The 13,997-nt window shown below is 72.4% G+C and carries 15 protein-coding genes; 10 read left to right on the plus strand and 5 right to left on the minus strand.

Going from position 1 to position 13,997, the window contains the following annotated elements; genetic code table 11:
- Positions 1-16 precede the first annotated feature (16 nt).
- The 6 genes from hemQ to hemL are packed head-to-tail and all read left to right on the plus strand — an operon-like array spanning position 17 to position 6,331.
- Positions 17-754 (plus strand): hydrogen peroxide-dependent heme synthase, encoded by a 738-nt coding sequence (hemQ, locus tag DEJ18_RS00295; protein ID WP_111209810.1) that lies wholly within the window; start codon positions 17-19, stop codon positions 752-754.
- Positions 751-1,983 carry a ferrochelatase gene (locus tag DEJ18_RS00300; RefSeq protein ID WP_111209809.1) on the plus strand — a complete coding sequence of 411 codons (1,233 nt, stop codon included), beginning with the start codon at positions 751-753 and terminating at the stop codon, positions 1,981-1,983. Before hemQ ends, DEJ18_RS00300 begins: the two co-directional genes overlap by 4 nt.
- On the plus strand, positions 1,980-3,038 hold the full coding sequence (hemC, locus tag DEJ18_RS00305) for a hydroxymethylbilane synthase (RefSeq protein ID WP_111209808.1): 1,059 nt from the start codon (positions 1,980-1,982) through the stop codon (positions 3,036-3,038). The genes DEJ18_RS00300 and hemC overlap by 4 nt, the downstream gene beginning before the upstream one ends.
- Before the next feature lie 52 nt (positions 3,039-3,090).
- Positions 3,091-3,939: a uroporphyrinogen-III synthase gene (locus DEJ18_RS00310; RefSeq protein ID WP_111209807.1), complete on the plus strand. Its 849-nt coding sequence runs from the start codon at positions 3,091-3,093 to the stop codon at positions 3,937-3,939.
- Positions 3,936-4,991 carry a porphobilinogen synthase gene (gene hemB, locus DEJ18_RS00315; RefSeq protein ID WP_111209806.1) on the plus strand — a complete coding sequence of 352 codons (1,056 nt, stop codon included), beginning with the start codon at positions 3,936-3,938 and terminating at the stop codon, positions 4,989-4,991. Before DEJ18_RS00310 ends, hemB begins: the two co-directional genes overlap by 4 nt.
- Positions 4,988-6,331, plus strand: coding sequence for a glutamate-1-semialdehyde 2,1-aminomutase (gene hemL / locus DEJ18_RS00320; protein WP_111209805.1), 1,344 nt, complete (start codon positions 4,988-4,990; stop codon positions 6,329-6,331). Before hemB ends, hemL begins: the two co-directional genes overlap by 4 nt.
- Before the next feature lie 241 nt (positions 6,332-6,572).
- Here the strand turns inward: hemL and DEJ18_RS00325 are convergent, their stop codons facing one another.
- The 4 genes from DEJ18_RS00325 to DEJ18_RS00340 form a co-directional block, all read right to left on the minus strand.
- A complete protein-coding gene (locus DEJ18_RS00325; protein ID WP_111209804.1) occupies positions 6,573-7,358 on the minus strand; it encodes an ABC transporter ATP-binding protein in 786 nt (261 codons plus the stop codon).
- Positions 7,359-7,449: 91 nt separating this feature from the next.
- Positions 7,450-8,127, minus strand: a complete 678-nt coding sequence (locus DEJ18_RS00330; protein ID WP_111210117.1) for a GntR family transcriptional regulator — start codon at positions 8,125-8,127, stop codon at positions 7,450-7,452.
- A gap of 173 nt (positions 8,128-8,300) precedes the next feature.
- The gene (locus DEJ18_RS00335; protein ID WP_111209803.1) at positions 8,301-9,278 is read right to left on the minus strand and encodes an MDR family oxidoreductase; all 978 of its coding nucleotides are present in this window, start codon (positions 9,276-9,278) and stop codon (positions 8,301-8,303) included.
- Positions 9,279-9,345: 67 nt separating this feature from the next.
- Entirely contained in the window at positions 9,346-10,374 is a 1,029-nt protein-coding gene (locus DEJ18_RS00340; protein ID WP_111209802.1) for a 6-phosphofructokinase, read from the minus strand.
- Positions 10,375-10,527: 153 nt separating this feature from the next.
- Here DEJ18_RS00340 and DEJ18_RS00345 point away from each other — a divergent pair, with 153 nt between their 5' ends.
- From DEJ18_RS00345 to DEJ18_RS00355, 3 genes are all read left to right on the plus strand, one after another.
- The gene (locus DEJ18_RS00345) at positions 10,528-11,511 is read left to right on the plus strand and encodes a DNA-3-methyladenine glycosylase family protein (protein WP_258376854.1); all 984 of its coding nucleotides are present in this window, start codon (positions 10,528-10,530) and stop codon (positions 11,509-11,511) included.
- A 118-nt stretch (positions 11,512-11,629) separates the two neighbouring features.
- Complete coding sequence (locus DEJ18_RS00350) at positions 11,630-12,382, plus strand: M23 family metallopeptidase (RefSeq protein ID WP_146241494.1); 753 nt, start codon at positions 11,630-11,632, stop codon at positions 12,380-12,382.
- A gap of 42 nt (positions 12,383-12,424) precedes the next feature.
- Positions 12,425-12,604, plus strand: a complete 180-nt coding sequence (locus DEJ18_RS00355; RefSeq protein ID WP_111209800.1) for a hypothetical protein — start codon at positions 12,425-12,427, stop codon at positions 12,602-12,604.
- An 84-nt stretch (positions 12,605-12,688) separates the two neighbouring features.
- On the opposite strand, the gene DEJ18_RS00360 is transcribed toward DEJ18_RS00355, so the two are convergent.
- Positions 12,689-13,552, minus strand: coding sequence for an NAD-dependent epimerase/dehydratase family protein (locus tag DEJ18_RS00360; protein ID WP_111209799.1), 864 nt, complete (start codon positions 13,550-13,552; stop codon positions 12,689-12,691).
- A gap of 241 nt (positions 13,553-13,793) precedes the next feature.
- Here DEJ18_RS00360 and DEJ18_RS00365 point away from each other — a divergent pair, with 241 nt between their 5' ends.
- Positions 13,794-13,997 (plus strand): hypothetical protein, encoded by a 204-nt coding sequence (locus tag DEJ18_RS00365; protein ID WP_111209798.1) that lies wholly within the window; start codon positions 13,794-13,796, stop codon positions 13,995-13,997.

Here is a 13,997-nt window from a genome sequence, read left to right on the forward strand (position 1 = left end):
GGAGGACGACCGATCCATGAGCACTGACGTGCCCACCCCAGCAACCACCGCAGCGCACGAGACGGACCCGGCCTCCGGGATCGACCCGAACCTGCTCACCGCCTACGCCCTCTGGGCGGTCTTCCGCCGTCCCGTCGGCGCCGTGGAGCGCGGTGGTGACGACTCGGTCGCCGAGCTCGACGCCGTCGTGGCTGCCGGTGCCGAGCGCGGGGTCACCATCCGCGGCTTCTACGACGTCTCCGGCTTCCGGGCCGATGCGGACGTCATGATCTGGCTGCACGGTGACGACGCGCAAGCGATCCAGGCGGTCCTCCGCGAGATCCGCCGCACGGCCCTGTTCCAGGACGCCGAGCCGGTCTGGCACGCGATGGCCATGCACCGCGAAGCCGAGTTCAACAAGCGGCACACGCCGGCGTTCCTCCGTGGCAAGGACCCGGAAGCCTGGATCACGGTGTACCCCTTCGTGCGCTCCTACGAGTGGTACCTGCTGCCGGAAGAGGAGCGCTCGGGGATGCTCCGCGACCACGGCATCGCCGGCGCGAAGTACCGCCGCGTCCTGACGAACACCATCGCCTCCTTCGCGCTCGGCGACTACGAGTGGATCCTGCCCCTCGAGAGCCCGGACCTGGTCGACCTGGTCGACCTCATGCGCGACCTCCGTTACACCGAGGCCCGCATGCACGTCCGCGAAGAAGTGCCCTTCTACACGGGTCGTCGCGTGACGACCGCCGAACTCCCGGAGGTGCTGTCATGACCGACACCAGCATGATCACGAACGGCCAGGTCCTCGCCGCCACCCCGGCGGCCGCGTCCGGCCCGGAGCACGTCGAGACCCCGACCGCGTACGACGCGATCCTGCTCGCCGGCTTCGGCGGGCCCGAGGGCCAGGACGACGTCATCCCGTTCCTCCGCAACGTCACCCGTGGCCGCGGGATCCCGGACGAGCGTCTCGAAGAAGTCGCGCACCACTACCGCCACTTCGGCGGGGTCAGCCCGATCAACGCCCAGAACCGTGCGCTCAAGGCCGCGCTCGAGGGTGAGCTCACCTCTCGGGGCATCGACATGCCCGTCCTCTGGGGCAACCGCAACTGGGAGCCCTACCTGGAAGAGGCGTTCACCGAGGCGGCCGACAAGGGCTACAACAAGCTCATCGCGATCGCCACGAGCGCGTACTCGTCGTTCTCCAGCTGCCGCCAGTACCGCGAGGACTACGCCCGCGTGCTGAACGAGACCGGCCTGATCGACACGATCCAGATCGACAAGATCCGGCAGTTCTTCGACCACCCCGGCTTCGTCCGACCGTTCATCGACGGGGTCCGCGACGGCATGGCCCGCGCGATCGCCGAGAACGACGGCCTCGACGTCGCGACCGAGCTGCAGGTGCTGTTCTCCACGCACTCGATCCCGTCGACCGACGCCGCCCGGTCCGGCCCCGACTACCGCGGCTTCGACGAGCACGGGGCGTACGAGGCGCAGCACCTCGCCGTCGGCGAGGTCGTCCTCGACCAGGCCTGGGCGGAGCTGCTCGAGCAGCCCGAGCACGCGCACCTGCAGGGTACGTCGAAGCCCGCCTGGAAGCTCGTCTACCAGTCCCGCTCCGGCCCCCCGTCGCAGCCGTGGCTCGAGCCCGACATCAACGACTACATGAACGAGGACCTCAAGGGCGGACCGACCCGCGCCGTCCTCATCGTGCCGCTCGGCTTCGTGAGCGACCACATGGAGGTCATGTGGGACCTCGACGAGGAAGCCACCGAGACCGCCGGTGAGCTCGGCTTCTGGTCGCTCCGCACGCAGACGCCCGGCGTCGACCCGGCCTACGTGTCCGGGCTCGTCGACCTGGTGCTCGAGCGCGTCAACGGCACGCCGAAGGTCGAGCGCCCGCACATGACCGACATCGGCCCCTGGTACGACGTGTGCCGTCCGGGGTGCTGCGAGAACGTGCGAGCGGGGTTCAAGCCCGCCGCCGCCGGCGTCGCCCCGTGACCGACGGGCCGACTCCGATCCGCCTCGGCACCCGAGCCAGCCGCCTGGCGGTCGCCCAGTCGCAGGACATCGCCGACCGACTGGCGAAGGCGTCCGGCCGACCGGTCGAACTCGTCACGGTGACGAGCGAGGGCGACACGAACCGGGCCTCCCTGGCGTCCCTCGGCGGGACCGGCGTGTTCGCGTCGGCCCTGCGCGAGGCGCTCGTGGCGAACGAGGTCGACGTCCTCGTGCACTCGCTCAAGGACCTGCCGACCGCGCCGTACCCGGGCCTGACCATCGGCGCGGTGCCGAAGCGTGCTGACGCCCGTGACGTCCTCGTCGCGCGGAACGGCGCGACGGTCGAGACCCTGCCCGAAGGAGCCAAGGTCGGCACCGGATCACCCCGCCGCGTGGCACAGCTCAAGGCGGACCGGCCCGACCTCGACGTCGTGGACATCCGCGGCAACATCGACACCCGGCTCGCCCGTGTCGAGGACGACCTCGACGCCGTCGTGCTCGCCGCGGCCGGACTCGGACGGATCGGCCGGCTCGACGCCGCGACCGAGCTGCTCGACCTGGGCTTCTGGCCGAGCGCTCCCGGTCAGGGGGCCCTCGCCGTCGAGATCCGTGCCGACGAGGACGACCGGAACCTGCTCGCCGCGCTGCGGAAGATCGAGCACGCCCCGACCCGTCTGACCGTCACCGCCGAGCGTGAGGTGCTCGCGAAGCTCGAGGCCGGCTGCTCCGCCCCGATCGGTGCCACCGCGGTCGTCGACGCCGAGATGCTCCTCGTCTCGGCGACGGTTTACCGTCCCGACGGCTCCGAGTACCGGACGGCGTCCCACGCGGCCGTGCTCGACGGATCCGCGCAGGACCGCCTCGACGAGGCCCTGGCCGTCGCCGACCGGGTCGCCGCCGAGCTCCTCGAGAACGGCGCCGCCGAGCTGGCCGACCTGTCGAGCTCCGCCGGGTCCGACTCGGCCGAGCACGACGCCGAGCACACCGTCGGCCCCGGCCTCGACACCCCCGGCACCGAGGGACCGTCCGACACGTCCGCCACCGCGACCGAGTAGGGCGACGATCACCACGGACACCACGCGGGACGACACGACCGGGCACCGGCCCGTGGTCGTCGTCCCGCGCGGCGGCGCGTGGGGAGCACGGGTCGCCGCGGCGGCTCGGGCACGCGGGCTCGACCCGCGCATCGTCCCGCTCGTCACCGACGCGCCGCCGCTCGACGCCGGTCCCCTCGACCGGATGGTCGCGCGGCTCGCGGCCGGCCGCCCCTCCCCGGTTCCGGAATTCCGGAACCTCGAGGCGTCGGGTTCCGACATCGTGGAACCTCGACGACCCGCACGCGGCGAGTCGTCGCACCTCGACGGCACGGGTGACGGCCGAGCGAGCGACGACTGGCTCGTGGTGACCAGTGCGACCACCGTGCGGGTCCTCGCGGAACGCATGCCGGGCCTCCCGTCCGGGCTCCGCCTCGCCGCCGTCGGCGAGGCGACCGCCCGCGCTGCCCGCTCCGTCGGGTGGACCGTCGACCTCGTGCCGGACGACCACTCCGCAGCCGGACTCGTGCGGGCACTCCCGGCGGACGCCCGACTCGTCCTGCACCCGCGCTCGGACCTCGCCGCCCCGACGCTCGTCGACGGTCTGCGTGCCCGGGGCATCGACGTGGAGGACGTGGTCGCGTACCGTACCGTCAGGACCGGCGACGAGCCGATCCCGACCGACCCGGTACCGGACGTCGTGCTCGTGACGAGCGGCAGCGTCGCCCGCGAAGTCGCTCGTCGACTCTCCCCCCTCGACCCCCGCACCCGGATCGCCTGCATCGGCCCCGGCACTGCGGACGAGGCCCGCACCGCCGGACTGCCCGTGCACGTCGTCGCAGCCGACCGGTCCGCCGAAGCCCTCCTCGACGCCGTGGTCGAGACCCTCCCACCCCACCCCGATCAGGAAGGTCACCCGTGACTGGACGCTTCCCCCAGGTCCGCCCCCGCCGACTGCGCGCCACCCCCGCGATGCGTCGGCTCGTCGCCGAGACCCGGCTCCACCCCGCCGAGCTCGTGCTGCCGATGTTCATCCGCGAAGGCGCCACCGACGCGATCGACATCACGAGCATGCCCGGGGTCCAGCAGCACTCCCTCGACTCGTTCCGCCGCGCGCTGAACGAGGCCGCCTCGGTCGGGATCGGCGGGGTGAACCTGTTCGGCGTCCCGCGGCACAAGGACGGGCAGGGGTCCGGCGCCACCGATCCGGACGGCATCCTCAACGTCGCGATCAGGGTGGCGAAGGAGGAGGTCGGCGACGCCCTCGTCGTGCAGTCCGACCTGTGCCTCGACGAGTTCACCGACCACGGCCACTGCGGTGTCCTCGCCGCCGACGGGTCGGTCGACAACGACGCCACGCTGCTCCGATACCGGGACATGGCCGTCGCGCAGGCCGAGGCCGGCGCAGAACTCGTCTGCCTGAGCGGGATGATGGACGGCCAGATCGCCGCCGCCCGTGATGCCCTGGACCTGGCCGGGCACTCCGGCACGGCGCTCCTGGCGTACGCGGCGAAGTACGCGTCGGCGTTCTACGGGCCCTTCCGCGAGGCCGTCGCGAGCACGCTGCAGGGCGACCGCCGCACGTACCAGCTCGACTCCGGGAACGGGCGTGAAGGCCTCCGCGAGGTCGAGCAGGACATCGCCGAGGGCGCCGACATCGTCATGGTCAAGCCCGCAATGAGCTACCTCGACGTGCTCGCCCGCACCGCCGACGTGTCGACCGTGCCCGTCTGGGCGTACCAGATCTCCGGCGAGTACGCGATGATCACCGCCGCCGCCCAGAACGGCTGGATCGACCGGGACGCCGCCGCCATGGAGGCCCTCATCGGCATCAAGCGCGCCGGTGCCGACGCGATCCTCACCTACTTCGCGGTCGACATCGCCCGCAAGCTCAACGACGAAGCGGGACTGCGCACCTCGGGCAGCTCCGCGGACGTCGCCGGCATCGCCCCGACCGGGAAGGCCCCCGAATGACCTCGACGACGACCACGAACGACCAACTGTTCGGTCGTGCGAAGAACAGCATCCCGGGCGGGGTGAACTCCCCGGTCCGTGCCTACGGGTCGGTCGGCGGGACCCCGCGCTTCCTGGTGTCCGCGAAGGGCGCCACCGTCACCGACGCCGAGGGCCGCGAGTACGTCGACCTCGTCGCGTCCTGGGGCCCGGCGATCCTCGGGCATGCACACCCCGGCACGGTCGAGGCCGTGCAGCAGGCGGCGGCCCGCGGGCTGTCCTTCGGGGCCTCCACCCCGGGCGAGACCGAACTGGCCGAGCTGGTCAAGCAGCGGGTGCAGGTGGACGGCGACGGCCCCATCGAGAAGATCCGCATGGTGTCGACCGGCACCGAGGCCACGATGACCGCCATCCGCCTGGCCCGCGGCTACACCGGCCGGGACCTGCTCGTGAAGTTCGCCGGGCACTACCACGGGCACTCGGACTCGCTCCTGGCCGAGGCCGGCTCGGGTGTGGCCACGCTGGCGCTCCCCGGCAGTGCGGGCATCACCGCCGAGACCGCCGCGCAGACGCTGGTGCTGCCGTACAACGACCTGGACGCCGTGCGCCGCGCCTTCGACGAGCACTCGGAGCGCATCGCTGCCGTGATCGTCGAGGGCGCCCCCGCGAACATGGGCGTCCTCGCCCCGGAGCGCGGGTTCAACCGGGCGCTGGCGCAGACCACGCAGTCGCACGGCGCACTGCTCATCGTCGACGAGGTCCTGACCGGCTTCCGTGTCGGGCCGGCCGGCTGGTGGGGGCTCGAGGCCGACGGCACCGTGCCCGACGGGACGGGGTGGAAGCCCGACCTCGTCACGTACGGCAAGGTCATCGGCGGTGGCATGCCGCTCGCCGCGCTCGGTGGTCGGCGTGAGGTCATGGACTTCCTCGCCCCGCTCGGCCCCGTGTACCAGGCGGGTACGCTGTCCGGGAACCCGCTCGCGGTCGCCGCGGGCATCGCCACGCTCCGGGCCGCGACCCCAGAGGTGTACGCGCACCTCGACCGCACGGCGGACGTGATCTCCCGGGCCACGAGCGAGGCGCTGTCGGCCGAGGGTGTCGCGCACACTGTGCAGTACGCCGGGAACCTGTTCTCGTTCGCGTTCCTGGACACTCCGCCGCGGAACTACGACGACGTCCGCGCGCAGGAGGCGTTCCGGTACGCGGCGTTCTTCCACAGCATGCTCGACTCCGGGGTGACCCTGCCGCCGAGCGTGTACGAGGCGTGGTTCCTCACCGCCGCACACGACGAGCGCGCGGTGTCGCAGATCCTCGACGCGCTGCCGGCTGCCGCGAAGGCGGCGGCTGCCGCGACGGAGTAGCCGGACGGCGGACGGGAGGCGGGGGTCCGAACGGGGCCGCGCCTCCCGTCCGTTCGTCTGTGGCGAGCGCGAGACGCCTGCGTCTGCCCGCGACACCGGCGTCTGCCCGCGGTGCCGCCGAGTGCGCGGGACGCCGCCGTGTTCGGCAGCGTCTGGCGATGGAGGCTGCGTCGTTCGCTGACGGGGGGCGTCTCGCGGCCGCGCGACGATCGCGTCCGGGCCAGCCGGGAGGCCCCGCAGCCTAGTCCGCGCGGCGCGCGTGCCAGCGCCCACCGCTCCGCTCGACGGCGAGCGGGAAGTCGAACGCGGCCGACACCAGCGCCGAGGTGATGACCTCGTCCGCCGGCCCCTGCGCCACGACGCCCCCGTCCCGCAGGAGCATCGCGTGCGAGGTCGAGGCCGGTAGGTCCTCCAGGTGGTGGGTGACCATCACACTGCCGAGCCCCGGCTGTCGGATGCGCAGCGCGTCGACGGTCTCGAGCAGGTGCTCACGCGCGGCGACGTCGAGCCCCGTCGCGGGTTCGTCGAGCAGCAGCAGCCGCGGGTCGGACATCAGCGCCCGGGCGATGAGCGCACGTCCCCGTTCACCCTGGGACAGCACCGGCCAGCGGGCGTCCCGGCGCGCGGTGAGTCCGACGTCGGCGACGTGCTGCTCGGCTCGTGCGACGTCGGCCGCGGTCGGCTCCCACCGCGTCATGAGGTCGGTCGTCCCCGTGCGCCCGGTCAGCACGGTCTCGAGGACGGTCAGCGGTGACAGCATCCGGTGTCGAGGGTCGACGTGCCCGATGTGCTCGCGGAGTTCGCGGACGTCGACGCGGCCGAGCTGCCGGCCGAGCACCTCGACGTGTCCGGCCGTCGGGTGTCCGGTGGCACCGAGGACCGCGAGCAGGGTCGACTTGCCGGCACCGTTCGACCCGAGCAGTGCCCAGTGCTCCCCGCTGCGGACGGTGAGGTCCACGTCGTGGAGCAGGTCGCGCCCGCTGCGGGTGACGCGGAGGCCGGAGGCGCGGAGGAGGACGTCGGTCACGTCTCCATCCTCGCGCAACACGCAGGACGGCCCGGCCAGGGGGTGGCGGGGCCGTCCTGGTCGTCAGCGGGGCCGACCGGTCGTCGTCGGATCAGGCCTCTGCGGCCTTCGCCGCCCGTGCCGTGGCGAGGTGCTCGGCCATCGCGCGGCCGAGTCCGCGGACGAGGGCACCACCGGCTTCGCCGTCCCGGCCCTTCGCCGCGGCACGGAAGCCGTCGAGGGCCTGCGCGACGTCCCAGAAGACGAACTCCGGCTCGCCGATGCGGACGAACTTCGCGCGGTTGAGCAGGGACTCGCTCGTCTTCACGAGCAGGTCGTTGCCGGACTTGGCGACCATGAACGCGATCGCCTCGTCGATGTCGTCGTTGAGGGCGCGGTCCTCGGCCTCGGCGTGCGCGCGCATGTCGTCGAGGAGCTTCCCGAACGCCTTGACGTCGGCGTCCTCGAAGCGGGGGAACGACCAGCGGGCGGCGAGCTCACCGATGCCGAACAGCATCTGGAAGGCGTCGTCGTACTGCTCGGCGGTGGGGGAGGCGACGCGGGTGTAGCGGTTCGCCTCCATCTCGACCAGGCCGTAGTCGACGAGCTTGGCGATCGCCTCGCGGATGGGGGTGCGACTCACCCCGAGCCAGGCGACGAGCTCGTCGTCGTTGAGGCGCTCCCCGGCCTGCAGGGTGCCGTCCTGGATGGCGGCGAGCATCTTCTCGAGGACGACGTCGCGGAGGAGCTTCCGGGGCGAGTTCTCGACGGTCGACTTGGGTACCGGCATCCGGGTCTCCTCCATGAAGGTGTTCGGTACTCAAATCCTAACGTGACATTGTGCAAACGCTTGCTAAGGAGCGGGCACAGGAGCGGGAGTCGGCGCCGCCGCCCGTGTCCGCCCGGGTGCTGGCAGACGTAGCCCTGTCGGCACTGCCGGCCCTGCCGGCCGGGAGGCCCGGATCACCGCGTGACGTCGACCACCGTTCGCCCGTGCACCCGTCCGGCGACGACCTCCGCGCCGACCTCGATCGCCTCGGCGAGGCTGACCGTGCGGGTCACCGCCCGGAGCAGCGCCGGGTCGAGGTCCGTCGCGAGCCGCGCCCAGGCCCGCTGTCGCAGGTCGAGCGGCGCCGCGACCGAGTCGATGCCGAGCAGGGACACCCCGCGGAGGATGAACGGCAGCACCGTCGTCGGCAGCGCGGTGTCCTGCGCCAACCCGCACGCCGTGACCGCGCCGCCGTACTGCGTCGCCGCGAGGACGTTCGCGAGGGTCGCACCGCCGACACTGTCGACCGCGCCGGCCCACACCGCGCGCTGCATCGGCTTGCCCGGCTCGGCGAACTGCGAACGGTCGACGACGTCCGCCGCGCCGAGGGCCCGGAGCGATTCGTCGTTCTCCGGTCGCCCGGTCGACGCGGTCACCCGGTACCCCCGGGCCGCGAGCAGGGCGATCGCCACCGTGCCGACCCCGCCCGAAGCCCCGGTCACCAGGACCGGCCCGTCCTCGGGGGCGACTCCGCGCTCGAGCGCCAGGACGCTGAGCATCGCGGTGAACCCGGCCGTGCCGATCGCTGCCGCCAGGTCGTCGTCGATCGCGTCCGGCAGCGACACGAGCGCGTCCACCGGGACCACGCACTGCTCCGCCCATCCGCCGTGCCGGGACTCGCCCGCACCCGCGCCGGTGAGGACCACGCGATCGCCGACCGCCGCGTCCTGCACGTTCGGTCCGACCGCGGCGACGGCGCCGACCACGTCGATGCCGGGCACGAGCGGGTCGGTCCGCACGACGCCGGGGTCGCCGGCGACGGCCAGTCCGTCCTTGTAGTTGACGCTCGACCGCGCGACGGTGACCAGGGCCTCCCGATCGCCGGGCGCAGGCAGGTCGACGTCGGTGACGGTGGGAGCGGCGGAACGGGACACGAGGACGGCGCGGGTCATGGGCGCGACGCTACCCCGGGCCTCCCGGCCGGGCGCGGCGGGCGCAGCCGCCCTCGACCATCCGCGCTCAGCCGAACATGATGGCGGCTTCGTCGTACCGGTCCTGCGGCACGGTCTTCAGCTCGCCGAGCGCGTCCTCGAAGGAGACGTGCACGATCTCGGTGCCCTTGAGGGCGACCATCCGGCCCCAGCGCTCCTCGACGACGGCGTCGATCGCCGCCAGGCCGAGCCGGGTGGAGAGCACCCGGTCGTAGGCCGTGGGGGTGCCGCCACGCTGGATGTGCCCCAGGGTCGTCGCGCGGGTCTCGATGCCCGTCATCTCCTCGATGAGCGGGGCGAGGCGCTCGCCGATGCCGCCCAGCCGGGGTCGACCGAACGCGTCGAGGCCGCGCTCGGTGTGGGCGGTGTCCTCGTGGTCGGGGACGAAGCCCTCTGCGACGACGACGAGGGGTGCCCGGCCGCGGTCGTAGGCGGCCTGGACCCACTCGGCGATCTGTGCGAGCGAGGTCTTCTGCTCCGGGATGAGGATCGCGTGCGCACCCGCTGCCATGCCCGAGTGGAGGGCGATCCAACCGACGTGGCGGCCCATGACCTCGGCGACCATGCAGCGCGAGTGGGATTCACCGGTCGTGCGGAGGCGGTCCATCGCCTCGGTCGCGATCGCCACCGCCGTGTCGAAGCCGAACGTGTAGTCCGTGGCACCGAGGTCGTTGTCGACCGTCTTCGGGACGCCGACGATCTTCAGGCCCGCGTCGGTCAGGCGCTTCGCAGCGGCCAGCGTCCCCTCGCCGCCGATCGCGACGATGGCGTCGATGCCGTGCCGCTCCAGCGTCGCGGTGATGTTCTCGACGCCGCCGTGCGGGCCCTCGAAGGGGTTCGTCCGGCTCGTGCCGAGGATCGTCCCACCCTGCTTCGCGATGCCCTGGATGTCCTTGCGCCCGAGCGGCACGATGTCGCCCTCGACCACACCCCGCCAGCCGTCGCGGAAGCCGACGAACTCGTGGCCGTGGATCGCGATGCCCTTGAGCACGATGGCCCGGATGACCGCGTTGAGACCGGGGCAGTCGCCGCCGGAGGTGAGGATGCCGATGCGCATGGAGAGGACTTCCGATGTCGGGTTCGGTGGACCCCCTCATCATGGCGGACGCGGCTCCGGGATCGCCATGCTGTGACCGGCGGTTGTGGACGACCGCCGGTGATGCCGCCCGCGACGGTCACCGGTGTCCGTGCCGACGCTTACGATCCCTGCATGGCTTCCGTCCGATCCGCTGCGGTGTCGACCGGCGACGCCGAGCAGGACCGCGACCCGCTCGTCGACCTGCGTCGCGTCGACACCGTCTACCGGCCGGGAGGACCGGTGGACGTGATCGCGACGCTGCGGCCCCTCTCGCGCGGCTCCGGCGACCCGGCGCACCGGGTGGTCGGGTCCGACGTCTGGCTCGCGTTGCGGACCCCGGAGGGGCCTGCCTCCGTCCTCGTGCGGGCCGTCGGCGACGCCGTGGCGATCAGCGCGTGGGGTGCCGGGGCTACGTGGGCGGTGTCGCACGGCCCGGACCTCGTCGGCCGCGGTGACGACTGGTCGGAGCTCGACGTTTCCGCGCATGCCTTCCTCGAGCAGGCGCGACACCGCCAGCCGGGGTTACGGCTCCTCCGGACGAACACCGTCGTCGCGATGCTCGTGCCCGCGATCATGGAGCAGAAGGTGACCTCGCGGCAGGCCTGGCGCGCGTGGCGGTACCTCGTCCGACGATTCGGCACCCCCGCGCCCGGCCCGGCTCCCGAGGGCATGGTCGTCCCGCCGGACGCCGACACCTGGTCGCGGATCCCGAGCTGGGAGTGGCACAAGGCCGGCATCGAGCCCGGGCGCTCGGCCACGGTGATGCGGGTCGTGAAGGTCGCGCCCGCACTCGAACGGACGCTGACGCTCGGCCGCGGCGGGGAACTCGTCGCGAGTCGGCTGCAGTCCATCCCCGGCGTCGGACCGTGGACCGCTGCCGAGACCGCGCAGCGGGCGCATGGGGACCCGGACTCGCCGAGCGTCGGGGACTACCACGTGCCCGCCCTCGTCGGGTGGGCCCTCACGGGCGGGCCGGTGGACGACGACGGGATGCTCGAACTGCTCGAACCGTGGCGGGGGCACCGGGAGCGGGTCGTGCGACTCATCTCGGGTTCGGGCTTCCGGAAGCCGGCGTTCGGGCCGCGGATGACGATCCAGGACCACCGCTACCACTGACGCGGTGCCCCGGGCAAGGGGACAGGACGGTCGGTGTTCTTGCCGACTTCCCACCGCTCCGCGGACGCCGATACCGTCGGCACCGGGGGCGAAGGGGTCGTCCCCGGAGAGGGGAAACGTGGACAGCGAAGACCACGTCACAGGGCCGACCAGACGGCAGATGCTCGCACTCGCCGGCGTCGCGGCCGGGGTCGCCGCGTTCGGTGGCATCGGCCTCGATGCGTCACCGGCTCGAGCGGCAGTCGCGTGGCGGTACCCGTTCGACCGTGAGTACCCGGTGTCGAGCGGCTTCGGTGATCGCACGCCCCCGGTGGGGGGAGCGAGCTCGAACCACCAGGGGATCGACTTCGCGGCTGGCATCGGCGTCGCGATCCACGCCGTGGCCGCGGGCACCGTGATCACCGCGGGCGAGCTCGACGGCTGGAAGGGCTTCGGCAAGCTCACCCGGATCCAGCACGCCGACGGTTACACGAGTTGGTACGGCCACCAGAGCTCGATCGCGGTGGGCGTCGGCACCAAGGTGTCCGCCGGCCAGTACATCGGCCAAGTGGGATCGACGGGGACGTCAAGCGGTCCCCACCTGCATCTCGGCATCTCGACGTCGGAGGGCTTCATCGATCCGTCGTTCATCCTGCGTGCGCCGAAGTCCGACGACTCGAGCGCTCCGGCAGCTCCGCGCGACGACGACTTCGCACTCATCAAGTCCCCCGGTCGCGGCTCTGCCGTCATCGGAGCCGGCTACTTCCACGCTCTGCCGTCCGCGGAGTTCGAGGCCTGCGCCCTGGTGCTCGCCGGTGAGCCCATCGAGGGCAACGACCGCGAGTTCGATCTCTGGAAGTCCATCGCGCTCAGTGGCACCACGGCCGCCTGAGCACCGCACCGACACGATCACGACCATCACGAGGAGAAGACCATGAAGCTCATCCAGTCCACCAACCGGGGCATCGCCGTCGTCGGACCCGGCTACTTCCGTGGCCTCAAGAACCAGGAAGAACTGCAGGCTGCACTGAAGGTCTGGGGCGATCCGCTCATCGGGAACGACCGTCAGTTCGACGTCTGGAAGGCGATCGCACTCCAGGGCACGTCCGCCTGAGCGTCGCTCGGATACACGACGGGAGGCCCGTGGCGATGTCGCCACGGGCCTCCCGTCGTCCTCCCTCGACGATGCGTGCGTGACTCACAGGTGAGGGGTGCCCTCGCCTGCGAGGACCGCGCGGTAGCCCTCGCGGTACGTCGGGTACCGAAACGTGAAACCGGTCGACCGGAGGAGCGCGTTCGACAGCCGCTTGTCACCGCCCGCTTGCCGGTCCGACGCCGGGCCGGACTCCGGGGCCGGCACCTGCAGTTCGTCGGCGAGGAACCGGAGCACGTCGTCGAGCCGGACCGGCTCGTCGTCGGTGCCCAGGTAGGTGCGTGCCGGATCGTCCAGTGTGGCGAGATGCACGATCGCGGCGGCGGCGTCGTCGCGGTGGATCCGGTTCGTGTGGGGAGACGCTCCCGGGGGCGGCGCGAGTCGGGCCGCGCCGGAGCGCACCTGGTCGATGAGTCGCTCACGTCCGGGCCCGTAGATGCCCGAGAGGCGGAGGAGCACCGCACCCGGAGCCCGCTCACGGAGGAGTGCTTCGGCCTCCACGAGGACCTCCGCCGTGGGCGTCCCGCCGGTCGCCGCGGTCTCCTCGGTGACCTCGCTGCCGTCGGACACGGCGTAGACCGCGGTCGAGGACACGACGACGATCCGCGGGCTCGCTCCCGACCGGTCGATGCCGTCCAGCACGTTCCGGAGGCCGTCGACGTAGGTCGCGCGGTACTCGTCCGGGTCACGGCTGCCCGCGGCCAGGGCGACGACGACGACCGCGGTGCCGGTGTCGATCTCGGGCACGTCCTGGCGCAGGTCGGTGCTCCGGCCCTCGATCGGTGCGGGCAGGAGCTCGGCGCGACGACGGAGTCCGACGACGCGGTACCCGAGGTCGGCGAAGCGGAGGGCGGCCTCGGTGCCGAGGTCGCCGCAGCCGGCGATGACGACGGTCTGGTTGTGGGGCACTCCTCGACCCTGGCACGGCTCGCGTGGAGGAGTCCGAGCGCGGACCCGGACGCCCGTGATCCGGACCGCTGGGACGTGCCGACGACGAGTGTCCGATCCACGCGGTCGACGGCTGTGCACGGTGCCGGGTCCACGGACGACCAAACCGGTTCCGGGGTCCGCGCCGAAGCACCGTGCGGCGGCCGAGGTCCGGCCGTCGGCAACTGACGAGGAGCTTCCCGTGAAGAAGAACACTCGAATCATGAGCACCGCGACCGTCGCCGTCGCCCTGACCGTCGGCGGGCTCGCCTTCGGTTCGACCGCCGCGAACGCAGCCGACGGCACGACGACGAACGTGACGGCCTCGCCGTCCACCCCCGCACTGATCCAGGGCCCGATCGTCAGTGGACCGCTGATCGACGTCGGCGGCGTCCTCGAATCCCTGCAGATCGGACAGTTCCAGTAA

Source organism: Curtobacterium sp. MCSS17_015, assembly GCF_003234265.2.
GTDB lineage: Bacteria > Actinomycetota > Actinomycetes > Actinomycetales > Microbacteriaceae > Curtobacterium.

Coding starts and splice junctions, on each gene's coding strand:
- DEJ18_RS00300 (WP_111209809.1), top strand. CDS start 751: ATGACCGACACCAGCATGATCACGAACGGCCAGGTCCTCGCCGCCACC.
- DEJ18_RS00340 (WP_111209802.1), bottom strand. CDS start 10,374: ATGCGCATCGGCATCCTCACCTCCGGCGGCGACTGCCCCGGTCTCAAC.
- hemQ (WP_111209810.1), top strand. CDS start 17: ATGAGCACTGACGTGCCCACCCCAGCAACCACCGCAGCGCACGAGACG.
- DEJ18_RS00345 (WP_258376854.1), top strand. CDS start 10,528: ATGGCTTCCGTCCGATCCGCTGCGGTGTCGACCGGCGACGCCGAGCAG.
- DEJ18_RS00365 (WP_111209798.1), top strand. CDS start 13,794: ATGAGCACCGCGACCGTCGCCGTCGCCCTGACCGTCGGCGGGCTCGCC.
- DEJ18_RS00330 (WP_111210117.1), bottom strand. CDS start 8,127: ATGCCGGTACCCAAGTCGACCGTCGAGAACTCGCCCCGGAAGCTCCTC.
- DEJ18_RS00335 (WP_111209803.1), bottom strand. CDS start 9,278: ATGACCCGCGCCGTCCTCGTGTCCCGTTCCGCCGCTCCCACCGTCACC.
- DEJ18_RS00355 (WP_111209800.1), top strand. CDS start 12,425: ATGAAGCTCATCCAGTCCACCAACCGGGGCATCGCCGTCGTCGGACCC.
- hemL (WP_111209805.1), top strand. CDS start 4,988: ATGACCTCGACGACGACCACGAACGACCAACTGTTCGGTCGTGCGAAG.